At 58.6% G+C, this 22,959-nt stretch carries 21 protein-coding genes; 8 read left to right on the top strand and 13 right to left on the bottom strand.

The window, feature by feature from the left end; translation table 11 throughout:
- Position 1: 1 nt before the first annotated feature.
- The 6 genes from atzD to GGQ73_RS00240 are packed head-to-tail and all read right to left on the bottom strand — an operon-like array spanning position 2 to position 6,004.
- Positions 2-1,057: a cyanuric acid amidohydrolase gene (gene atzD, locus GGQ73_RS00265; RefSeq protein WP_183893041.1), complete on the bottom strand. Its 1,056-nt coding sequence runs from the start codon at positions 1,055-1,057 to the stop codon at positions 2-4.
- The gene (biuH, locus tag GGQ73_RS00260; protein WP_183893039.1) at positions 1,057-1,758 is read right to left on the bottom strand and encodes a biuret amidohydrolase; all 702 of its coding nucleotides are present in this window, start codon (positions 1,756-1,758) and stop codon (positions 1,057-1,059) included. Before biuH ends, atzD begins: the two co-directional genes overlap by 1 nt.
- A gap of 10 nt (positions 1,759-1,768) precedes the next feature.
- Positions 1,769-2,785: a formamidase gene (locus GGQ73_RS00255; RefSeq protein WP_183893037.1), complete on the bottom strand. Its 1,017-nt coding sequence runs from the start codon at positions 2,783-2,785 to the stop codon at positions 1,769-1,771.
- 13 nt (positions 2,786-2,798) lie between these two features.
- Positions 2,799-3,725: an ABC transporter permease gene (locus GGQ73_RS00250; protein WP_174155841.1), complete on the bottom strand. Its 927-nt coding sequence runs from the start codon at positions 3,723-3,725 to the stop codon at positions 2,799-2,801.
- Between the two features lie 2 nt (positions 3,726-3,727).
- Positions 3,728-4,855 (bottom strand): ABC transporter permease, encoded by a 1,128-nt coding sequence (locus GGQ73_RS00245; RefSeq protein WP_183893035.1) that lies wholly within the window; start codon positions 4,853-4,855, stop codon positions 3,728-3,730.
- 21 nt (positions 4,856-4,876) lie between these two features.
- Complete coding sequence (locus tag GGQ73_RS00240) at positions 4,877-6,004, bottom strand: BMP family ABC transporter substrate-binding protein (protein WP_183893033.1); 1,128 nt, start codon at positions 6,002-6,004, stop codon at positions 4,877-4,879.
- A 315-nt stretch (positions 6,005-6,319) separates the two neighbouring features.
- Here GGQ73_RS00240 and GGQ73_RS00235 point away from each other — a divergent pair, with 315 nt between their 5' ends.
- Positions 6,320-7,006: a GntR family transcriptional regulator gene (locus tag GGQ73_RS00235; protein WP_183893031.1), complete on the top strand. Its 687-nt coding sequence runs from the start codon at positions 6,320-6,322 to the stop codon at positions 7,004-7,006.
- Between the two features lie 71 nt (positions 7,007-7,077).
- Here the strand turns inward: GGQ73_RS00235 and GGQ73_RS00230 are convergent, their stop codons facing one another.
- The 5 genes from GGQ73_RS00230 to GGQ73_RS00210 all read right to left on the bottom strand — a co-directional run bounded on the left by GGQ73_RS00230 (position 7,078) and on the right by GGQ73_RS00210 (position 12,851).
- Positions 7,078-8,064, bottom strand: a complete 987-nt coding sequence (locus GGQ73_RS00230; protein ID WP_174155840.1) for a LacI family DNA-binding transcriptional regulator — start codon at positions 8,062-8,064, stop codon at positions 7,078-7,080.
- 62 nt (positions 8,065-8,126) lie between these two features.
- Positions 8,127-9,032, bottom strand: coding sequence for an SMP-30/gluconolactonase/LRE family protein (locus GGQ73_RS00225; protein ID WP_183893029.1), 906 nt, complete (start codon positions 9,030-9,032; stop codon positions 8,127-8,129).
- 91 nt (positions 9,033-9,123) lie between these two features.
- Complete coding sequence (locus tag GGQ73_RS00220; RefSeq protein ID WP_183893027.1) at positions 9,124-10,224, bottom strand: ABC transporter substrate-binding protein; 1,101 nt, start codon at positions 10,222-10,224, stop codon at positions 9,124-9,126.
- Between the two features lie 45 nt (positions 10,225-10,269).
- Complete coding sequence (locus tag GGQ73_RS00215) at positions 10,270-11,337, bottom strand: ABC transporter permease (RefSeq protein WP_174155792.1); 1,068 nt, start codon at positions 11,335-11,337, stop codon at positions 10,270-10,272.
- A gap of 17 nt (positions 11,338-11,354) precedes the next feature.
- Positions 11,355-12,851, bottom strand: a complete 1,497-nt coding sequence (locus tag GGQ73_RS00210) for a sugar ABC transporter ATP-binding protein (RefSeq protein WP_183893743.1) — start codon at positions 12,849-12,851, stop codon at positions 11,355-11,357.
- Positions 12,852-13,038: 187 nt separating this feature from the next.
- On the opposite strand from GGQ73_RS00210, the gene GGQ73_RS00205 reads away from it, so the two are divergent.
- The 5 genes from GGQ73_RS00205 (at position 13,039) to GGQ73_RS00185 (ending at position 17,103) form a co-directional block, all read left to right on the top strand.
- Complete coding sequence (locus tag GGQ73_RS00205) at positions 13,039-13,986, top strand: 2-hydroxyacid dehydrogenase (RefSeq protein ID WP_183893025.1); 948 nt, start codon at positions 13,039-13,041, stop codon at positions 13,984-13,986.
- Positions 13,987-13,996: 10 nt separating this feature from the next.
- A complete protein-coding gene (locus GGQ73_RS00200) occupies positions 13,997-15,028 on the top strand; it encodes an L-idonate 5-dehydrogenase (RefSeq protein ID WP_183893023.1) in 1,032 nt (343 codons plus the stop codon).
- 32 nt (positions 15,029-15,060) lie between these two features.
- Positions 15,061-15,816, top strand: coding sequence for an SDR family oxidoreductase (locus tag GGQ73_RS00195; protein ID WP_183893021.1), 756 nt, complete (start codon positions 15,061-15,063; stop codon positions 15,814-15,816).
- Between the two features lie 70 nt (positions 15,817-15,886).
- A complete protein-coding gene (locus tag GGQ73_RS00190; protein ID WP_183893019.1) occupies positions 15,887-16,774 on the top strand; it encodes an NAD(P)-dependent oxidoreductase in 888 nt (295 codons plus the stop codon).
- Positions 16,771-17,103: a hypothetical protein gene (locus GGQ73_RS00185; protein WP_183893017.1), complete on the top strand. Its 333-nt coding sequence runs from the start codon at positions 16,771-16,773 to the stop codon at positions 17,101-17,103. Before GGQ73_RS00190 ends, GGQ73_RS00185 begins: the two co-directional genes overlap by 4 nt.
- A gap of 68 nt (positions 17,104-17,171) precedes the next feature.
- Here the strand turns inward: GGQ73_RS00185 and GGQ73_RS00180 are convergent, their stop codons facing one another.
- A complete protein-coding gene (locus GGQ73_RS00180) occupies positions 17,172-18,035 on the bottom strand; it encodes an SDR family oxidoreductase (RefSeq protein WP_183893015.1) in 864 nt (287 codons plus the stop codon).
- Between the two features lie 188 nt (positions 18,036-18,223).
- On the opposite strand from GGQ73_RS00180, the gene GGQ73_RS00175 reads away from it, so the two are divergent.
- Positions 18,224-19,276 carry a Gfo/Idh/MocA family protein gene (locus GGQ73_RS00175; RefSeq protein ID WP_183893013.1) on the top strand — a complete coding sequence of 351 codons (1,053 nt, stop codon included), beginning with the start codon at positions 18,224-18,226 and terminating at the stop codon, positions 19,274-19,276.
- Positions 19,269-20,279: a Gfo/Idh/MocA family protein gene (locus GGQ73_RS00170; RefSeq protein WP_183893011.1), complete on the top strand. Its 1,011-nt coding sequence runs from the start codon at positions 19,269-19,271 to the stop codon at positions 20,277-20,279. Before GGQ73_RS00175 ends, GGQ73_RS00170 begins: the two co-directional genes overlap by 8 nt.
- A 53-nt stretch (positions 20,280-20,332) precedes the next feature.
- On the opposite strand, the gene GGQ73_RS00165 is transcribed toward GGQ73_RS00170, so the two are convergent.
- Positions 20,333-22,822, bottom strand: coding sequence for a methyl-accepting chemotaxis protein (locus GGQ73_RS00165; RefSeq protein ID WP_234910828.1), 2,490 nt, complete (start codon positions 22,820-22,822; stop codon positions 20,333-20,335).
- Positions 22,823-22,959: the final 137 nt, after the last annotated feature.

The following is a 22,959-nucleotide window of genomic DNA, read 5'->3' as shown; positions in this document are numbered from 1 at the left end:
CTCAACTCTCCTTTTCGACAATGATGGCGACGGGGCCGCCGCCGGGTGGTCCCTGATGTTCAGCGCCGCCGGACACATAGAGGTCGGTCATGCCGAAGACACCTGCCAGAACGCCCCCGACGAAAGCGCGGGCATGACGGGTGCCGGAAATGTCGGAGTCGTCCAGCATCGTGTGCCGCTTGCCACGGACCCTGCCGGAAGGATCGGGCTCTGCCTTGGCAAGAACCGCCGCAAGCCGCGCACCGCTTGGCAGGCGCTCGCGCGCCGCGCGCACCGAGGCCGTGTCGATCGCGTCTTGCATGACAGCATGGTCCATGACGAAGGGACCAGACCATCCATCCGCCATGCCCATCACGATGATCTCGTGATCCGTCAGCTCGACGCCCGCCGAAGTCGAGGCGCGACCGGAGAACAGGTCATGGCGGGTGCATATATCCGCGTCCTCGATATCGGCTGCATCGACTTCGCCCAGTGCGACCGCGACGCCCAGTGCGGATGCGCCCCGAGAAAGCCCCATGGATTTCAGCGTGTCGCGGGTGGCGACCGTCTCTCCCGCGGCTTGCGCCTCTTCGATGCGACGAAGGGTGAGGAGCGGGCATTTGATCTGGACGAAATGAACATCGGCAACGTTTTCTATGCCAGCTTGGTGCATGGCGGCGCACACAGCGTTTGCCACCATCAGCACCTGTTCGCGTCGGCCAAGATGATGAAACGGCAGGTTCGGCGTTCGGGACGTGCCGATGGCAAGCGCCCGTTCGCCGGGAGCTTCGACCGCCCTGCGGGTAAAAACCGTCCAGTGTGGCGACAGGGCCCCTTCCGTTCCACCCGACATCACGGCTGTTACGCCTTCGATCCCGTAGCGACGAAACAGCGCCTCGAAACTCTGGCTGGCATAGCCACGGGTGAAATCGTTGACGCAACCGTTGCCTTCGGTCTTGCCGAGAACGGCAACGACGGATCGCGGATCGAGGCCTTGAGCAAACAGGGCCTCGACGCCGGAAACGTCGTCCGGTGCGTCTGCCGCCACGCGATAGACATGGGCACGCATGGACGACATCAGGGCAACGCCTCTACCAGAATTTGAGAATGGGAGACCGCGCCAAAAACCCCGCCCTGCATCTTCACCATCTTGATGGCTGCCAAATGGTTGCCGTGGTCGGTCGCGCCGCAGCAATCCTCCAGCAACAGGCATTCAAAGCCGCGATCATTCGCCTCGCGCATCGTCGTCGATACGCAGACATCGGTGGTGATGCCGGTGAGAATAAGGTTCTCAATGCGCTTCTGGCGCAAAATCAGGTCGAGGTCCGTGGCACAGAAGGAGCCTTTGCCGGGCTTGTCGATAATGGTTTCGCCTTCGATCGGGTAAAGTTCCGGAATGATATCCCAGCCCGGTTCGCCGCGCGTCAGAATACGACCGCAGGGCCCAGCATCGCCGATACCAGCGCCAATACGCTGCGAACGCCAACGTTTGTTGGCTGGAAGGTCGGCAAGATCAGGCCTGTGTCCCTCGCGGGTATGGATGATGTGGTAGCCTTTTGCCCGCATGGCGGCGAGCACTGTCCTGATCGGTTCGATCGGCGCCTGCACCATGGCCAGATCATAGCCCATATGATCGACATAACCGCCCTTGCCGCAAAAATCGGTCTGCATGTCGATGATGACGAGCGCTGTGTTATCAGGCCTCAGCGCGCCGTTATAGGGCCACGGATAGGGATCGGCGTCGATATAGTGCCTCGCGGTTTCAACCATCGCATCCATGATATCTCTCCTATTTGCCATCGGGTTTCGAGGTTTCGCCATAGCGCCTGACGGGCTTGTCAAAACCGCAGGAGGTGCCATCCGTCACTTTCACGGCGGCCTCGTAGGGAAGGCGGTATTGTCCGGCGATGAGGTCGTGCATGTAGGTGTAGGGCGCATCCTGCGCGCCGCCCGCAACGGCCACATAGCCGCGATGCCCGAACTGGTAGAGGTTGTTTTCCACCCCCCAGCCCAGCCGCGCCTCGCGCACGAGGTCCGGTCGAACCTCCGCCGTAATGATCTCGTTGACGCGGCCGGACGTGCCGTGGGCGATGATCGAACCGTCGAAATTGCAGATCATGCCCTCACCCATGGAATCGAAGGTGCCGTCAGAGCCGCACATGCAGACATTGGCTGTGACCATCAGGTTGCAGAAGGCATTGGACTGGTTTGTGAAACGCCAGCTGTCGCGGATCGGGGCTGTATAGCCCGCCGTGCGGATCATGATCTCGGCGCCCTTGTAGGCGCATTCGCGGGCCATTTCCGGGAACATGCCATCGTGGCAGATGATCAGCGCCAGCTTGGCACCCTTGGGACCGTCGATGACCGGAATTCCGAGATCACCCGGCTCCCAGGGCTCGACCGGCACCCAGGGGTGCATCTTGCGATAATAGAGCTTCACCTCACCGGTATCATCGATCACGATGCCGGAATTATAGGGCATGCCGCCGGGGTTCAGTTCCATGATGGAAAAGCAGCCCCAAATCGCATTGTCGCGGCAGGCTTGCTTGAAGGCCGCGACCTCCGGGCCGTCAAGCGTGCACATGATATCGGGATTGATATCCATCGACAGGCCGTGCAGGGCATATTCAGGGAACACCACCAGATCCATGCCCGGCTGGTTTCGTCGGGCCTTGGCGACGAGATCGACGATCACCTGTGTTTGCGCGGCAAGATCCGCCTTCGTCACCGTGAGGGGCAGCTGCAACTGGACAAGGCCAATGCCGACGCCGTGTTCGGATTTATTGAGACCACCAAGACCGTTCATGATCGTGTTCCTTTCATTTTGTCAGGGATAACGCACCCGGCGCACCGACCATGGACCGCACGGGCGACGATGTGACGATCAGAATGACGAGTGTGAGGACGTAGGGAGCGGCGTAAAACAGATAGTAGCCTTGTGTGACCCCCACCGATTGCAGCGCCGGGCCCAACGCGCCCGCGCCGCCGAACAGGAGGGACGCCAGAAAGCAGCCCATCGGGTTCCATCGGGCAAAGATGACCAGAGCAACGGCCATGAGGCCCTGCCCGGACGAAATCCCCTCGTTCCAGGAGCCGGGATAAAACAGTGAGAGATACGCGCCGCCGATGGCCGCCAGTGCTCCGCCCGCAGCTGTCGCAAGCAGGCGGACACGATCCGGGTTGATCCCCATGGCGCGGGCGGCATCGGTGCTGTCGCCGACGACGCGCAGGATGAGGCCTGTCTTCGTGTTCTTGAGAGCCCAGTGAAGAAAAAGGGCAAGCGCTGCACCGATGAAGAAGAGGACGTTGATGTTGAGTGCCGCCTGTACCTGCCCCAGCGACGACCAGCCGCCCAACGGGATCGACGGCAGTTTTGGCGCAACGGGCTGAATGAAGGATTTACCCAGGAAAAATGCCAGCCCAAGCCCGAACTGCATCATCGCGATACCGATGGCGATGTCGTTGACCTTGGGAAATTTGCAGATCCAGCCGTGCAGCAGGCCGAACATGGCACCGGCTGCCATGGCGGCGAGAACACCAAGCCATGCCGAGCCGGTCATGACGGCCACGCCATAGGCGGTCATGGCGCTGAAGACGAGTGTGCCCTCAAGACCCAGATTGATGCGACCGGAGCGTTCGGTGATCGTCTCGCCGAGGCTGACGAAGATGAAGGGCGTCGAGACACGGATCGCCCCCGAGAGGATGGCCAGTGGCACACCCCATATGCCGATACCTGTGTCGTCCATCATCAGCTCCTTTTCCAGAGGTCGGGATTGAAGACTTTGAAGCGGCCGTAAAACATTTCGCACAATAGGATCACGACGAAGAGTGTCCCCTGCAAAACGAGAACCGTGGCATCCGGCAGCCCCATGCGCCGCTGGATCAAGCCGCCTGACGCATCGATGCCGCCCAGCAAAATCGCAACCGGTATGATCGCCAAAGGGTTGTGGCGGGCGAGGAAGGCAACGAGGATGCCGGTATAGCCATAGCCGGCAGCAATCGTGGCATTGGCGCTACCTTGAACCGCTGCGACCTCGATCATCCCGGCAAGACCAGCCAGGGAACCGGCAATAGCGGTAAAGCCAACGATGAGTTTGCCGACAGGCAGGCCTTGAATTTGCGCGGCCCGCACATTTCCCCCGGCAATGCGGGCGGCGAAACCGACGCTTGTGATTTCAATGAGAACCCAGGAAACGATACAGGCGACGACGCCAATGACGAGCCCCCAGTGAACGTCCATGCCCGGAATATGTCCCATCATGTATTCGGCTGGCAGAGGAGCAGTCGAAGGTTTGTTGAGGCTTGCCGGATCGCGCAACGGCCCCTCGACGAACTGGTTCATCAGCGCAATCGCGATATAGGCGAGAAGCAGCGATGAGATCGTCTCGTTGACGCCGCGATAGTGGCGCAGGAAGCCGGCGAAACCAATCCACAAGCCGCCCATGGCCATGGCGGCGATCGCCATTGCCGAAAGCACGACGGCGGGTGGTGCGACCCCTATGAGTGGCAAGGCCGCGGCAGCCGCCGCCACGCCACCCAGAACGACCGCCCCCTCACCCCCGATGATGGTCAGCCCCAACCGGGCGGGCAGCGCCACGCAGAGCGCCGTCAAAAGCAGCGGCGCTGCGCGACTGAGGCTGTTTTGAACCGAAAACCAGCTGCCGAAACCGCCGGTATACATCAGCTGAAAGAGCACGAGCGGCGATTTGCCGATCGCGAGAATGAAAAGCGAGAAAAGCGCCAGCCCGGCAACAACCGCACAGACGGTAATCGCCACGGGCTCGGCACTTCGCGCCAACCAGGCGAGAAGCGGCCGCAGCGTGGAGGGATGTTCGGGCGTTGTGGAGACAGCCCGATGGTTCGCCTCTAAAGTCATGGTGCTTTCCCCGCTTGCCAATCAGGAGGTGGAGCCGATAACGCCTTCCACCAGATAGGCCATGCTTTCCAGCTCGATTGCATCCTCGGCAAAGGCTTTTCCGGCGCCGACGACCTCGTTGCCCTTGTTGTCCTTCAACGGCCCCTTGAACACGGAGAATTTGCCCGTCTTCATCTCGGCAAGTGTTGCTTCGAATTGAGCCCTCGCTTTTTCCGAAACGCCGGGGCCGAGCGGGCTCATCTTGACGAAACCGTCCTTGAGGCCACCGCGCACGAAGTTGCCGAGCGGTTGGCCGGCCTGCGCCTGCTCAATGAATTTGCTGTAGACGTTGCCCCAGGCCCATTCGGCACCGGTCAGGTATTTTTCCGGGGCCAGCGGGCTTTGGTTGGCATGGTAGCCGCAGATGAAGGCGCCACGTCCCGCAGCCGTCTCGACGACGACCTTCGGACTGTCGACATGGCAGGTCACGACATCGGCGCCCTGATCGATCAGAGCGTTGGTTGCTTCCGCCTCTTTGATGGCAAGTGACCACTCGCCCGTGAAAATGACCTGGCAGGTGATCGCCGGATCGACGGACCGTGCTCCCAGAAGGAAGGAATTGATGTTCTGCACCACCTGCGGGATGGGCTTGGCAGCGACGAAACCGATCTTCTTGCTCTTTGTGGCGTGGCCAGCCGCAATGCCGTTCAAATACTGGCCCTGACTGATATAGCCAAAAAAGGAGCCGGTATTCTTGGGATGTTTGCCCTCCTGCCACAAACCGCCGCAATGGCGGAACTGAACATCAGGATATTTTGCAGCCATAGCCAACATATGTGGGTCGAAATAACCAAAGGATGTCGGGAAGAGAAGCGTGGCACCATCGAGATTGATCATCGACTCCATGGTCTTTTGAACATCGACGGTTTCCGGAACGTTTTCCTCTTCGATCAGTGTGACGCCAGGCATTGCCTTTACGACCGCAGCGCCTTCGGCATGGGCCTGGTTGTAGCCATAGTCGTCCTTCGGACCGACATAGATGAAACCGACGGTCAATGCGGTCTGGGCAAAGGCACGGGTGCCAAGAAAGCCCGGTGCCAGCCCGGCGACAGCGCCGGCAACCGAGGTCTGGAGAAAGTGGCGGCGATTGATGGGCAGGAATTTGGTCATCGAGATGCTCCCTGGGGCTACGGCGAATTGCATACGCATAAAAGTGCATGCAATGTGCGTGCCAGAATCCAAATACCTGAAATTGATGGATAAATTTCTATAGATTGCTCCGAATGCAAAAAGTGCATACAGATTAATCATGGTCGAAGATGAATAATTAGGCGCCGCCCTGGTTCAACGCGCCGCAAAAACCTGGGCGCCCAATGCGCCGAACTGGTTTGGTTTTGCGTGCAACCTCGTCGATGCCCGGATCAGATTTGACATCTCAGGTAGCGGGCTTCATGTGTGTGCCCAGAGGGAAGGCAGGCGAATCTCGTGAAACAGATCAGACGCAAAGAGGTCATTCGAACCGGAACCACCGTCGAGCAGATGACGCGCTCGATTGCCGACATGATCGTCACCGGCAAAGTGCCGCCCGGAACGAAACTGGACGAAGGGTCTTTGGCTGCCCGTTTCGAAGTCTCCAGAACACCGGTACGCGAAGCTTTGAGAGAGCTGGGCGCGATGGGTCTCGTTGAGCGCGAACCGAACCGCAGCGCGGTCGTCACCAACGTGACCGGTGTCTATCTGCATTCCATGTTCGAGGCGATGGCCGAACTGGAGGCGATCTGCGCTCGGCTATGTGCGGAACGGATGACAGCGGAAGAACGGCATTTATTGGAAGTCGAGCATCACCAGTCGAAGCATATCGTTTCTGCCGAAGCGGACGAAGATTATGCGACCTACAACATCGAATTTCACAACCGCCTCTATCGGGGCGCTCATAACGATCACATTGCGGACATGGTCATGCAGACGCGCGCGCGTCTCGCCCCCTTCCGCCGTGCCCAATTCCGCCTGCCCGGGCGCCTTGCCAAATCCTATGAGGAACATGCGACCATCGTCGCTGCGATCCTGAACGGCGATAGCGTCAAAGCCGGCCAATCCGCCTATCTCCATGTCGAAATCGTCAGCGACGCAAGCTCAGTCTTCATTGCACATCAGCCACCTCATCCCGCCTGAAGCGCTTCCTTGTTCAAGGGGCGCGTTCTGCAATTGAATCCCATTGAATCACGGCGCTACGGGACGACCACCTACAAGCTGCTTTCCCGAACAATCAGCTGCGGCTGAATGGTTACGTGCGGAACGCTGTCCTTGCCCGACAAGAGGTCAAGGATAAGGGACCCCGTCCGCTCACCAATCATGCGGGCGTGTGCATTGATGGTGGTGAGCGCTGGGACCGAAATACCGCCGATCTCGTAGTCGCCGAACCCGCCGATGGCGATTTGCTCCGGTACTGAGATTTCCCGGCGCTGACATTCTGTCAAAGCCCCGAAGGCGGAGAGGTCGGAGACACAGATCACCGCCTCGGTATCGCGAAATTCGTCCAGAAGCCGTGCCATGGCATTGGCGCCTTCCCGCATGGAAATCGGCGGCGGGCCTGCGTCGATCAGCCGGAAGGGATCAAGCCCGTGGTCGCGCAATGCCGAGATGAAGCCGTGGCGGCGGTTGGTGCCGCGTGTATCTCGGCTGGCATCGCCGCCGATAAAGGCGATGCGGCGATATCCAACCTCTATGAAGTGATCGACCATGCTGCGCACGGCATCCGCGTTTGAAAAGCCGACATAATGGCCAATTGGCTCTGCCGGGACATCCCAGGTTTCGATGACCGGGATATTGGCATTCTCCAGTAATTTTTGTGCGCGTCGCGTATGCTTTCCACCTGTCACGGCAATTGCCTGCGGTTTACGGCGCAGAAGATTCTCGATCAGGCGCTCTTCCTCCTGCATGTCGTAATTGGTGTAACCAAGCAGGATCTGAAAACCTTGCGCGCTCAGCACATCGGACAATCCGCCAACCGTATCTGCAAAATTGGCGTTGTTGATCGACGGTATCGTGACGGCGATAAAGTCGGTTTTTTTCGAGCGAAGATTCGACGCTGTGGAATCGAAGACATAACCGAGCTCTTCCGCCGCCTTCAAGATGGCGTCACGGGTTTCGGTATTGACCAGGCCACCCGCCTTGAAAGCGCGAGAGACGGTCATCGGTGACACGCCTGTCGCGCGCGCGATATCGGCCATCGTCGGCGTCCTGTCGTTTGGCATGCACCCCTACCCCACTCTTCGTTGCCGCACCTGCGGTCTTAGTGACGCCCGCGCGTATGGCCGCGAATGGCAAGTGACACCGAATAGATCGACGTGGTCGCGGTGATAAACAGCCTATGTCCGTTCCGCCCGCCGAAACACACGTTGGAAACGGTCTCTGGCACCAGTATTTTGCCGAGCCGACGCCCATCCGGCGCAATGCAGTGGACGCCATCGGCAGCAGACGACCAGAGATTGCCTGCCACATCGACACGCATTCCATCCGCGCTGCCTGGCTCGATGGAGTGAAAAACGCCACCGCCGCTCAAACCCCAGCCCGCGTCAACGTTGAACACGCGGATATGACGTGGGTCATCGGAGAACATCCGGCCGGTGTCAGCCACATAGAGGCGCGTCTCGTCAGGGCTGAAGGCGAGACCGTTCGGGCAGTTGAAATCCGTCAGGACCGCACAGATTTCGCCTGACAGGGGATCGACACGATACACGTTGCAAGGCAGCTCCTGCTCTGCGCGGAAGCCCTCATAGTCGGTCGAAATGCCGTAATGTGGATCGGAAAACCAGATGGCACCATCCGACGCCACGATCACATCATTGGGGGAGTTGAGCCGTTTCCCTTGATAGCTGTCGGCAATGACCGTGATCGTCCCGTCATGTTCCGTCCGTGAAACCCGCCGCGTGCCATGCTCGCAGCTGACCAGCCTGCCTTGCCCGTCACGCGTATGGCCATTCGAAAAATTCGAGGGCTCGCGAAAAACGGAAACGCCAGCAGACGGGCTCCAGCGCATGATGCGGTTGTTGGGAATATCGGAAAACAGGAGACAATCATGATCTCCGAACCAGACCGGCCCTTCGACCCAATCAAAGCCGGTGCCAAGTTTCTTGAGTGGCGCATTCCCCAGCACGAACGTGGAAAAGACCGGGTCTTCGACTTCGAAGAATGACATCTGATCGGCGCCTTCTCTCTTGTTTAGACTTTGCGCAAAGATAACGATCGGTTGGTCTGCAGCAAGGCCGCACACCAACCGTCCGCTGATTTTATTTGCTCCAGATTGCCTTGTAGGCGTCGCGATAGCCATTATCCGGATCAAACGAGTTCTTCGGTCCGCCGTCGAACTCGACATTGTCGACGGTCACGACATGCAATGGCGATACGTATCCAGACCACTTTTCACCCGAAAAGGCGCGGTTGAGCTCATCGACCAGTTGCCAGCCCTGAAGGTTGAGAGGTTCTGCCACCGTAACCGATTGGTACTGCTTGGCACGGATGCGCTGATAGGCACTTTCCGAACCATCCCCGGCCGCCACGCTCTTGGGCGCTCCGTCGCCCGGAATGCCAGCAGATGACAAAGCAGGGCCCATGAAATCGAAATAGATGTCGTTGATCGCCAGTGAATGCGTCCACTTCTCCCCGTATTTTTGCAACAGCGTCGTGGTCAGCTGCGGCATGCGCTGAGAGGTCTCGGCAATGGGCGTATCGACATATTCGAGCACGGTGCCGCCAAGCGCTTCGATTTCCGCTTTCATCTTGTCGGCCTTGGCAATGGCGATGGCATAGGTCGAATCGGTAAAGATCACCACGCCGGGCTTGCCACCCGCATCAACGAAAGCGTAATCGGCGGCGGCCTTGGACACTTCCATCGCATCCGTCGTGACATTGGCGAAAACGCCGACCTCATCGACCGGGCCAACGGCAGGTGCCGCATGCCAGGCCACCATCGGAATATTGGCCTTCTTGGCTTCTGCCATGGCAGGTTTCTGCTCGACCGCATCGAAACCGGCAATGATGATACCGTTCGGCTTCAGCGTCAGCGCCTGTCCGAACGAGGCCGTCCGGCCTTCGACAGAACCGGCGCTGTCCAGCACGTTGACTTTCCAGCCGATGGCCTTCGCAGCTTCTTCGATGCCGTTGACGACGCCCAGAATGCCACCGTTCTTCATGTCCGCCGCAACGATGACCACCGACTTGTCGGCCGCCGCCTTTGGCCCGGTCGTCGGGCCATCCCATTTCTCGACCTTGCTGGCATATTTGGCAACGACGGCCCTGGCGTCGGTCATTGCATCAGCAAAGGCCGGACCGGCTATGACGATGGCGAACACGGCGGATGCTGCGCTTGCGAGTAACTGTCTGCGTCTCATGGTATTTCCTCCCATTGAAATCACTGTTTTCGACGATGCATGCACTCAGGTTTTTTCTTCGAGCGTCTTTTCGGGCATGCCTTTCGGCTTCATGAGGCCCGCCACGCCTCGGCGCCGCTGGGCATAACCGGCAATACCGATGGCAACGAGCAGCGTGACGCCGTTGAACAGGGGTTCGACAAAGAACGAACCACCGAATTGCTGGATACCGGCGATGCCAACGGCCAGAATGATGACGCCGATCATCGTGCCCCAAACGTTAACGCGCCCGGGCTTGATGGTGGTCGAACCCAGGAAGGCGCCGACCAGGGCCGGCAAGAGATATTCAAGCCCGACACTGGCCTGTCCGATCCGCAACCGCGATGCCAGCAGAACACCGGCCAGAGCTGACAGCAGGCCGGAGATGACGAAGGCACTTACCACGAAGCGGCGCACCGGAATCCCGTTCAGTGCCGCAGCCTTCGGATTTGCCCCGATGGCATAGGTGTAGCGGCCAATCGGCAGATATTCGAGGACGACCCACATGACCAGCGCAAGCGCAGCCACGTAAAAGCCGGTGATAGGCAGACCCAGGACGAAGGTGCCGTTCAAAGCCAGGAAGCCATCCGGCAAAACACCCACGACCTGGCGACCGCCGGTGTGCCAAAGCGCAATCGCATAAATGACCGTCCCGGTGCCAAGCGTCGCGATGAAGCTGTCGATCTTGGCGATCTCCACCAGCACGCCGTTCAACAGACCGGTCAAGCCACCCAGGATCAACACGGTCAGCACGGCAATGGGCCATGGAAAACCGTACATCGTCTGGAGGCTAATTGCGAGAATGTGCCAGAGAACGATGCCGTAGCCGATGGTGAGATCGATACGCCCGCAGGCCATGGGGATCATCGCCGCAAGCGACAGGATGGCGATGATCGTCTTGTTGGCGATGATCGAGCGAAGGTTGAGCGCTGTCGGGAACGTATCCGGCAGCATCACGGAAAAGATCAAGATCAATAAAACCGTCAGGATCACCAGACCGTAGACCGGCAAAAAGCGCCGCAGTCTATCGCCGGTCGACAGGCCCTTTAACTCCGCTTTCGTTGGCTCAAGTGCGGTGGACTGGATGGATTGCATCTTCGTTCTCCAGATAATCAGGCCGCTTCGGAGGCGGATGCTGCAGCAATGACAGCGGATGTGGTCAATGCGTCGCCGGTCAATTCCCGCACGATTTGTCCGCGCGAAAAGACAAGCGCCCGGTGGCAGATATGGGCAATTTCCTCGAAATCCGTCGAGATGACGATCACGGCGAGCCCCTCCTCTACCGCAGCCGCAATCAATCGGTAGATATCGGCTTTGGCACCGACATCGACACCGGCTGTCGGGTCTTCCGCAATGAGCAGTTTGCGGCCCGTCGCCAGCCAGCGCCCGACGACGACCTTTTGCTGGTTGCCACCCGAAAGCGCCTCGATTGCCAATGACTGTTCATTGGGCCGAAGACCGACTTTCTCACCAATAGACCATGCCAGATCGGCCTCTTTCGAAGGCGACAGAAAATTCAACAGGGGCCTGCCAGACGCACCCGGATTGAGAAAGGTGTTTTCTCGCAGCGAGAGTGACATGGCCACGGATTCCTCCGTTCGATCACGCGCGATCAACCCAATGCCGGATGCGATCGCCGTTTCAGGGCTGCGAAGATCGGGCGTCTTGCCACGGATCGTGACCTGACCGGTCGCCGGTTCGACGCCGAACAACGCCCGGCCGATCAGTTCCTGACCGGCACCGCGCAGGCCCACCAGGCCCAGAAGTTCACCCTGTCGCAAAGCAAAGGAAACCGGCCCGGCGCCACGGCACGTCAGCTTTTCCACGGTAACCAGAGTTTCACCCGGCGCGGTGTGCGCCTTTACAAAAAGCTGGTCGGCCTTTCGACCGACGATCATGCGAATGAGTTCGTCGGGGTTGGTATCGGTAACAGCTGTTTCACCCACGAGAAGACCATCGCGCAGGACGGCAACCCGGTCAGCAATACGGAAGATTTCATCGAGCCGGTGAGAAACGTAGATCATCGCGACCCCACGCTCTTTCAAAGGCCTGATGGCATTGAACAGCCGCTCAACCTCGTCTGCCGGAAGACTGGCAGTCGGCTCATCCAGCACGAGCACGTCTGCCTCGACAGCCAGGGCCCTAGCGATTGCGACAAGCGATTTTTCGGTTCGCGTCAGGTTCTGAACACGCGTTGTCGGATCGAAATCACAGCCAACCAGTTTCAAGGCGTCAGCGGTACGCTTTGCGGTCGTCTTCCAATCGATCAGTTGGCGGCGCATGGAAAAGCCCTGTGCCAGCCCGACATTTTCGGCCACCGTCATCCACTCGATGAGACCGAGATCCTGATGAATGAACGCGACCGGCTGGCGCTGGTTGGGCTTGGGTGGACGATGATGATAGGGCACGCCGCGAAACAGGATTTCGCCGGCATCGGGTTTGTAGATACCGGCCAACGTCTTGATCAGCGTCGATTTGCCCGCGCCGTTCTCCCCCAGAAGCGCCAGAATCTCTCCGCGTTTCAACTCAAGGGAAACATCGGTGATTGCCTTCGTGCCGCCGAACTCCTTCGACACGGAACGAAATTCCAGGAATTTTTCCGCTTCCATTCGCTCCTCCCAAAGCCTGATATCCGAGGCTATGATATCGATAACATAAAAGTCAAGTTTCATTTTGAAAGTTATCCGGACGTCTCATTCCGGGTCCGTCAGGTGGTCTGACAAATCTCAAATTCGGACTGGACAACGACATTGCACAAACCTATGTTATCGATAACAACGCATCGGAGGAGATGTCGTGAGCAAAATCGAAATTCTTCAAGTCGGCCCCTATCCGGCATGGGACGAAGAGCGTCTGAACGCCGGCTTCACCATGCACCGCTATTTCGAAGCCACTGAAAAGGCTTCGTTTTTAAGCAGCAATGGTGCGGCAATCCGGGGCATTGCGACCCGCGGAGAACTGGGCGCCAATCGCGCCATGATCGAGGCTCTGCCGAAACTGGAAATCATCAGCGTATATGGCGTTGGCTATGATGCGGTGGACTTGAACGCTGCCCGCGAACGCGGCATCCGCGTCACCAATACGCCCGACGTTCTGACCAAGGATGTAGCGGACCTTGGCGTGGGCATGATGCTGGCGCAGGCGCGTGGGATGATGGGTGGCGAAGCCTGGGTCAGGAGCGGCGACTGGGCAACGAAGGGCCTTTATCCCTTGAAGTCGCGCGTTCACGGCAGGCGCGTGGGCATCCTCGGCCTGGGGCGTATCGGGTTTGAAGTCGCCAGGCGACTTTCCGGCTTCGACATGGATATTGCCTACAGCTCGACAGGCCCAAAAGACTTCACCAAAGACTGGACGTTCATCGCTGACCCGACCGAACTGGCCGCACGCTCCGATTTTCTGTTTGTTACCCTTTCGGCATCCAGCGCGACACGCCACATCGTCAGTCGTAATGTGATCGAAGCGCTCGGGCCGCAGGGCATGTTGATCAATATTTCACGGGCATCCAATATAGACGAGGATGCTCTGCTGGACGCGCTCGAGAACAAGGCACTCGGCTCCGCAGCGCTCGATGTTTTCGAAGGCGAGCCAAAACTGAACCCCCGTTTCGTGGCACTCGACAACGTGTTGTTGCAGCCGCATATGGCATCCGGTACGGTCGAGACGCGTAAGGCGATGGGCGCGCTCGTCTATGACAATCTGTCGGCCCACTTCGAAGGCCGCCCCTTGCCGACCCCGGTTTTGTGAGAGACATCAGATGAAAGCACTTGTTATTCACGCTCCGAAAGATTTGCGGATCGACGAGGCGACCGTCGAGGCCCCCGGTCCCGGCGAGGTCGAGATACGTCTTGCCAGCGGAGGTATTTGCGGCTCCGACTTGCATTACTACGCCCATGGTGGCTTCGGCACCGTGCGCCTCAAGGAGCCGATGATCCTGGGTCATGAAGTGTCCGGCCATATAGCCAGTCTGGGCGAAGGCGTGTCCCATCTCGCAATCGGCGATCTCGTTGCCATCTCCCCATCGCGTCCCTGTGGTGCCTGCGAATATTGCCTCAAGGGCATGCAGAACCATTGTTTCAACATGCGCTTTTATGGCTCTGCGATGCCGTTTCCGCACATCCAGGGCGCGTTTAGAGAACGTCTGATTGCCAAAGCAGAACAATGCGTCAAGGCCCATGGCCTCAGCGCGGGAGAGGCCGCCATGGCTGAACCTTTGTCGGTGACATTGCATGCGACGCGCCGTGCTGGCGAATTGCTGGGCAAGCGCGTTCTGGTCACAGGATGCGGGCCCATCGGCACGCTCTCCATTCTCGCCGCTCGCCGTGCCGGTGCCGGCGAAATCGTCGCGGCCGATCTTTCCGAACGCGCACTCGGCTTTGCGCGCACCGTCGGCGCGGACCGCACGATCAACCTTTCCGAGAACCCTGATGGTCTGGCGCCCTTCAGCCAGAACAAGGGCTATTTCGATATTCTCTACGAATGCTCGGGCGCGCAGCCTGCGCTCGTCAGCGGCATTCACGCCTTGCGCCCACGCGGCATTATCATGCAGCTCGGCCTTGGCGGCGACATGACCCTGCCGATGATGGCGATCACCGCCAAAGAGCTGGACCTTCGCGGTTCCTTCCGCTTTCACGAGGAATTCGCCACTGCCGTTCAACTCATGCAAGGCGGACTGATCGACGTCAAACCCTTGATAACCCATACCTTGCCTTTGTCGGATGCGCTCAAAGCCTTTGAAATCGCTTCCGACAAGGGGCAATCGATGAAGACGCAGATCGCATTCCGCTGACCGATAAAGCCGCGATCGTTTCGGGAGTAAACATGAGCACTCAACTTTTCGACCTCACAGGCAAGCGTGCCCTCGTCACCGGTTCATCCCAGGGCATCGGATATGCCTTGGCGCAAGGCCTCGCTGCGGCCGGTGCGGACGTCATCTTGAACGGCCGTGATGAGACGAAACTCAAAGCGGCAGCGGATGCCCTCGGTACACGCCATATGCTTGCCTTCGACGCCACGGATCATGCACGCGTTCGCCAAGCCGTTGATACGTTCGAGAGTGATATCGGCCCTATCGACATTCTCGTCAACAACGCTGGCATGCAGCACCGGACACCGCTGGAAGACTTTCCAGCAGATGCATTCGAGATGCTGCTCAAGACCAACATTTCCACCGTTTTCAATGTCGGCCAGGCGGTTGCCCGCCACATGATCAAACGTGGCACAGGCAAAATCATCAATATCGCCAGCGTGCAAACGGCGCTCGCCCGACCGGGAATAGCGCCCTACACTGCAACCAAGGGTGCTGTCGGCAACCTGACCAAGGGCATGGCAACCGATTGGGCGAAGTACGGTCTGCAATGCAACGCCATTGCACCCGGCTATTTCGATACGCCGCTCAACGCAGCCCTTGTCGCCGACCCTGATTTTTCCGCCTGGCTTGAAAAACGTACGCCGGCAGGACGCTGGGGCAAAGTCGAGGAACTCGTCGGCGCCTGCATCTTCCTCTCATCGAACGCATCGTCCTTCGTCAACGGGCACATTCTTTATGTGGATGGCGGGATCACCGCTTCGCTCTGACAAAGCCGGCAAGCACCACCACTGAAAACAGCACTTTCGAGTATCATCAGCAACCGGGAGGGGATTGAGTATGGGCAACAGGATCGCGTTGATCGGTGCAGGCGCCATGGGTGGGGCAATCGGAACCCGCCTGCTCGAAACCGGCAATCACCTTACGGTCTTCGATCTCGACCAGCAGAAGGTCCAGATCCTTGTAGATAAGGGTGCATCGTCTGCCAAAACCGCAGCGGACGCCGCTTCTGTCAGCGACTACGTTATTCTCAGTCTCAATTCGCCCGGCATCATCCGTCGCGCCGTGTTCGGTGAGGCCGGTGTGGCGGCCGGCGCTAAACCGGGGACGTTGCTGATCGACATGTCGTCAATCGACCCTGAGGCGACCAGACAACTCGGTGCGGATGCCGCTGAAAAAGGCCTGCGCTGGGTCGATAGTCCTTTGTCCGGCGGCGCGCCGAAGGCTCTCATCGGTCAATTGACGCTGATGGCGGGCGGAACGCAGGGCGATGTCGACGATGCCCATCATGTGCTGAAAGACGTTGCCAGCAACTACACGCATATGGGCCCGGTCGGTGCTGGGCAGACGACCAAACTCATCAATCAGGTCCTGTGCGGCCTTGGTTTCCTTGCCGTTGCCGAGGCCACGCAATTGGCCCTCGATGCCGGGGTGGATGCTGCAAAAATTCCACAGGCGCTGAAGGGCGGGCGAGCCGACAGCGCGATTTTGCAGGAATACATGCCGCGTTATGTCTCGAAGGATTATCGCCGCACCGGCCGTATCGACAACATGGTCAAGGACCTGAGTGGCGCGCAGGATCTGGCGCGACGGACAAACACGGCCATGCCGCTCACGGCGCTCTGCGCCGAAATCCACCGCATGCTGACGGCAGCAGGCCTCGGTGGTGAGGATCAGGCGGCACTGATGGAATTTTTCAAGGGACCAAACAAGGAGATTTCAGAATGATTACCCGCTACGCTCTGTTCGAGGGCAAAGTGAAAGATGGCCAGACAGACGCATTTCGCAAAGCCGTCATCGAGCGTATCTTGCCGAAATGGAAGCAATTTCCACAGGCGAGCGATGTGCGTGTTTCCTTTGCAGAGGCACGCGACGAAGGCGCGCCCGAACTGCCGATGATCCTGGCAATCAACTATCCGAATTTGGAAGCCGTTGAAGCAGCGCTTGCCAGCCCTGTGCGCATCGAGGCCCGTGCGGCGACAGAGGCTGTCTTGTCGGAATTTTTCGAAGGTCGCATTCATCATCACGTGACACTTGCCAACGAATTCCAGCTTTAAGCCGACACACGTGCCGGAAAGGTCAGAGGAGGCTGCCAGCAATGGAAGCCTCCTCTCAATCCATATCTTTAGATCATGATCTCGCCGCCGGTCACGGGAATGACCGCTCCCGTCATGTAGCTGCTGAGTTCTGACGCCAGAAGGACATAGGCTCCAGCCAGTTCTGCGGGCTGACCTGCCCGACCGATCAGTGTCTTTTCTCCAAAACTCTCGGTTTTATCGGCAGGCATCGTTGATGGTATCAACGGCGTCCAGATTGGTCCCGGGGCGACGGCATTTACCCGGATACCTTTTTCCGAAACCATTGCAGCGAGACCCGCTGTGAAATTCGAGACGGCGCCCTTTGTGGACGCATAGGCGAGCAACTGCGGAGAGGGCTGACGGGACTGAATGGACGTCGTGTTGATGATCGTACTTCCCGGCTTCATATGTCCAATTGCGGCCTTGGAAAGGAAGAACGGGGCATAGATATTCGTCCGATATGTTTCATCCCATTCTTCAGCGGTGATATCGGAAATATCGTCATAGGTACGCTGGAACGCTGCATTGTTGACGAGAATATCGACGCGGCCAAACTCATCGACCGTTCTCTGAACCAACGATTGGCAATGCTCTTCAGATTTGATATCGCCCGGAATGACGACCGCCTTTCGGCCAGCCTTCGTCACCCATTCTGCGGTATCCTTGGCATCTTCGTCTTCGTTCAGGTAGGATATGACGACATCCGCTCCCTCGCGTGCGAATGCGATGGCGACGGCTTTGCCAATGCCGGAGTCCCCGCCGGTGATGAGAGCGACCTTGCCTTCGAGCCGACCGCTGCCCTTATAGGAATCTTCGCCGTGGTCTGGCCGTGGCTGCATTGCGTCTGTCGTACCGGGTGGCGATTGGGCCTGCGATGCGTATGGTGGCGTGGGACGTTTTACGTCGGTCATCAATATCTCCAGATTGAGGATGGTGTAAGACTAACCAACCCAAGCCGTGTGAGTTCCTAACTTTTTCGAATTCTACTTTAGATGTCCTGAAATAACGACGCCGCAGGCTGGTCATTCCCTGCCACCCTTCGTTGACGAGCCTACGCCCTCATGCAATGGTCCCCTCTTGTGAGAAGGGAGGCTCGCGAATGCATGATATCAAAACCGGCGTTATCGTCGGTGCCGGAATGGTTGCCAAAACGCATATGCTCGCCTGTGCGGCAAGTTCGACTAAGATCAGGCTCAAAGGCTTCGTTGACAGTGGCTCAGGCCGTGCGGTGGCGCTGGCACGCGAGGCATCGGAGCGCACGGGCCAGACTGTCTCCGTCTACGCGTCCGTTGACGATGCCGCCAAAGATCGCGACATTGATTTTGCGATCATCGCCACCCCTCCCAACATACGCGCAGACATCATCAAGCCGTTGGTGGAAGCAGGCAAGCATATCCTTCTGGAAAAACCCGTTGCGCGAAACGCCGCCGAAGCCCGATTGATCGTCGACATGTGTCGACAGGCTGGCGTGACTCTCGGCGTTATTTTTCAACATCGTATGCGTGACGCCTCCCGTAAAGCGATGGACCTGGTCGCCTCCGGCCTGTTGGGCAAGCTGGGCATTTGCGAAATTTCAGTGCCGTGGTGGCGTCCTCAGTCCTATTACGACGAACCGGGTCGCGGAACACTGGCAAGAGATGGCGGCGGCGTACTGATATCTCAGGCCATTCACACCATAGACCTTGCCCTCAGCATGACAGGGCCGGTTTCGTTCGTACAGGCAATGGCCGCGACAACACGGTTCCACATCATGGAAACGGAGGACTATGTCAGCGCGGGCTTGCGATTCAAAAGCGGTGCCGTCGGTTCCCTGGTTGCGAGTACGGCAAGCTTTCCTGGGTCTGCGGAAAAGATCGAGCTGCATTTCGAGCAAGGCAGTCTCAGACTTGCCTCTGGATTGCTGCATGTAAGCTGGCGCGATGGCCGTGAAGAAACCTTTGGTGGCGCAGCGTCAGGCACAGGCGGAGGCGCAGACCCGATGGCCTTCACCCCTGACTGGCATCAGGCCGTCTTTGAGGATTTTGTCGATGCTATCTCTTCAGGTCGCGAGCCGCTGGTCACCGGTGAAGCCGCCCTTTTGTCGCATCAATTGATCGACGCCATCGTCCAGTCTGCCGAACATCGCAAGGATGTGGAACTATCGTATGCATAAATCCATCAAGTTCGTGGCTCTGGGTATCGAACATCGCCATATTTTCGGCATGGCGCAAAACATGCTCGATGCAGGAGCAGAATTCGCTGGATGGTGGACCGAAGGCGAACCCGATATCGTCGAGGGATTCATCAAGCGGTTTCCCGGCGTGCCGCGCGCCGCGTCAAAAGATGACCTGCTGGCCGACGCAGCTGTCGATCTTGTCCTCATCGCAGACATTCCCGCAAAGCGGGCTGATCTCGCCATCAGCGCGATGGAGGCTGGCAAGGATGTGATGTCCGACAAACCGGGCTGCACGACATTTGAACAACTGACCCGCCTGCACGAAACCGTGGCCCGCACCGAGCGCATCTGGACGATCGATTTTTCAGAACGCTTCGAAGTTCCAAGCGTCACGAAGGCGTCCGAGCTTGTGGCCGAGGGTGCAATCGGCCGTGTCATCCAGACAATCGGCATGGGTCCGCATCGCCTCAACCGCGCAACACGACCGAGCTGGTTTTTTGAACGGGAAGCCTATGGCGGCATATTGACCGATATTGCGAGCCATCAGATCGATCAGTTCATGTTCTTCACCGGATCCACCGAGGTCGACATCGTCTCGGCGACCGTTGCAAACTACAACAACCCCGGTGATCCCGGTCTTCAGGACTTCGGCGAAATCCTTCTCCACGGCGACCGCGGCCATGGCTATATTCGCGTCGACTGGTACACGCCCGACGCCCTGCCCACCTGGGGTGATGGCCGCCTGACGATCCTGGGGACGGACGGATATGTGGAGCTTCGCAAATATGTCGATATCGGAAACACGCAAGGAACCGATCGGCTCATTCTCGTCAATGGCGACCGCTGCGAATATATCGACGCCTCCGATGCGGGTCTCCCCTATTTCGGCAAAATCTGCGCCGATATCCGCAACCGCACGGACACGGCGATGAAGCAGGACCACGTTTTCAAAGTGTGCGAACTGGCGCTTCAGGCACAGGCAAAAGCCGAGGAAGGCTGACCTTTTGGAGGTCAGCCTTCCCACAGGGCACCACGATCATCAGACGACAAGCTTTAAGCGGCTCGCAGACCGACGCCCGTTGAACGACGGGTTGCGAAATGCTCCACCATCTGGGCCAGCGTTTCAGTCTCATGCAGGAGGGTTTGAGACGCGGCGGTTGTCTCCTCGACCATCGCTGCATTCTGCTGAGTGACCTTGTCCATCGCGTCGCCTGCTGCGGATACCTCGCGCAGACTTGCGGCCTGCTCTCTTGCCGCCATCGCAATCTTGTCGATGATGGCACTGATCCCGCCGACCTGCTCACAGATGTCCCTGAGTGATATCCCCGTTTCATCAACGAGCTTGACGCCTGCCGTCACCTGCGCTGTCGAGGTCGAAATCAAACCCTTGATTTCGCGCGCAGCATTTGCGGATCTCTGCGCAAGCTCGCGCACCTCCTGTGCGACGACGGCAAAGCCTTTGCCGGCTTCCCCGGCACGCGCCGCCTCGACCCCTGCGTTGAGCGCAAGCAGGTTCGTCTGAAATGCAATTTCGTCGATCACACCGATGATGTTGCCGATCTTTACCGATGAAGTCTGAATTTCGCTCATCGCGTTGATAGCGCGCTCCACAACAACGCCACCGCTTTCGGCGTTCGTCTTGGCGAGTGCGACAGTCTTTTGTGCGTGGTCCGCGCCATCGGCCGTGCTGTTTATCCCACTGGCCACGTCGCCCAAAGCAGCAACGGTTTCTTCGAGGGAGGCCGCCTGCTGTTCCGTGCGGCGAGCAAGATCGTTGGATGCGCTCGATATTTCCGACAAGCCCGACTGGATTGTCCCAACGCTCACGATAACAGCGCCGATGGCGTCTTCCAACGCGGAAACCGCGCTGTTGAAGTGATCTCTGATACGCTCGTACCGGGAATCGACCGCTCCGATGCGCGCCGTCAGATCCCCCTTGGACAGGGCGTCCAGACCGCCCGAGATCTGCCGGAACGCATGCTCCATGGCTTGCGCTTCCGTCACACGCTCGGCCTCGCGTTCAAGCCGCAGACTTTCCGCTTGCTGCCGTTCGCGACCCGCCTCGGCTTCTGCATGGATGCGGGCGCGGTCGTTATCCTGAAACACCTGCAGCGCGCCGATCATCTCCCCGATTTCGTTGTCGGTCTTTGCCAGTTTCAGATGCGCATCCGGTTCCCCCTTCGCCAGACGCGCCATGGCCTGCGCAACCTGCACCATCGGCCGCGCAACGGAGCGGACCATAAAGAGCGCAATGGCTATCGCCAGAAGAAGGCTGAACGAACCGGCACCCCACATCCACGACGTACCCTGGCTGCCCTGAAGTTCCGATTCCGACGCAATCTTGCCTGCGATCTCGACAATACCGTTCGTGACGCTCTGCGATGTCGACACGACCAGCGACGCCTGCTGATCGAACGATGCCAAATTCGCCTTCATGGCATCGAAAGTCTGGCCCAGTTGCGCAACACTTGCGGTCATGTCAGTGCCCGTCGTCTTTGCCAGCATGCCGCCCAGCGCTGCTGCTTTCTTCAGGCCTGCTTTCACGGTGGTATCAGCGTCGGCAGAGGGTTGAAGACGATAGCGTTCGACCTGAACCAGAATGTCTTTCAAGACATTGCTGAAGTTGCGCGCGGTGCCGGAAACGATACGCGCCTTAGACCGATCCTTGTCTGTTTCGCTTTTGGCCGTCAGTTCCGTTTCTGCGGATTTACGAAGCACCTCGTCCAGCTTGTGAGACGCGGTCAAAACCTTGGCGAACAGGGAATAGTCCTGTGTCGCGGCCAAAGCCGCGCCATTATCTTTTGACATGGTCGTCTGGATCTGAGCAAAAGTCCCCTCCATGCTGCTGACGATCGGCTGGATGTTCGGTGCTCCTCCCAGCTTGACAACTTCAGTCAGGCCCGCTTGAGCACGAGCCATCGGTTCTGCGATCTGATCGGCCGATATCTGTCCAACCTGCGTCGAGGCTTTGACCAGCGCCAACTCGACCCCATTGATTCCATCGCTGAAAGTGCTCGCATTCTGGATCAGAATACGGATGGTGTTGAGGCTGATGAGAGCATTGTTCGAGTTTGTTTCGGCCTGGTTGGCGATATCCTGTGCAGACTTTTCCGTCTGGTCAGCCAGGGTAACCATGCTACCGGTGACATCGCGCAGCGCGATACCTGTTTTCTGGATAGCATCCTGAGACACTCCAAGAGCGCGGACCGCGTTTGACATCCTCGTGATGCCATCCAGCAGCCGCGTTCTTTCGTCTGCCGATAAGGGGAGAGAGGTGAGTGTCGCTTGCGCTGTTTCAAGAGCACTGGCGGCCTGATCAATCCGCTGGGGCTCCTTGCTGACGAGATACTGGATAATGGCGCCTTCAGCCTGGTTGGCTCCAATCAGAACCTTGGACGTATCCACGGTTTGAGAGACAGCACCCGTCAGGCTTCCAATGCCACTGATCCCGACAAATGCGACCAGCACGACCGACATGAGCAGCAAAGCCATCCCGCTCGATGTTCTGAAACCGATGGATTTCACCTTCTGGGACAATTTCATGTTCTCATCTCTCCCCGCAGCGTGACGCCGCCCGACTTTCGAAAAAACATTAGGAGGAAATGAATAAAAAACTGCTTAAATCCAACCAAATCCTTGGAGCACCCCGGTTTACTGAGAGCCCTGCGGGCCACATCGTC

Source organism: Rhizobium skierniewicense (genome assembly GCF_014196515.1).
GTDB lineage: Bacteria > Pseudomonadota > Alphaproteobacteria > Rhizobiales > Rhizobiaceae > Agrobacterium > Agrobacterium skierniewicense.
This window is presented reverse-complemented; position numbering and strand designations above follow the sequence as displayed.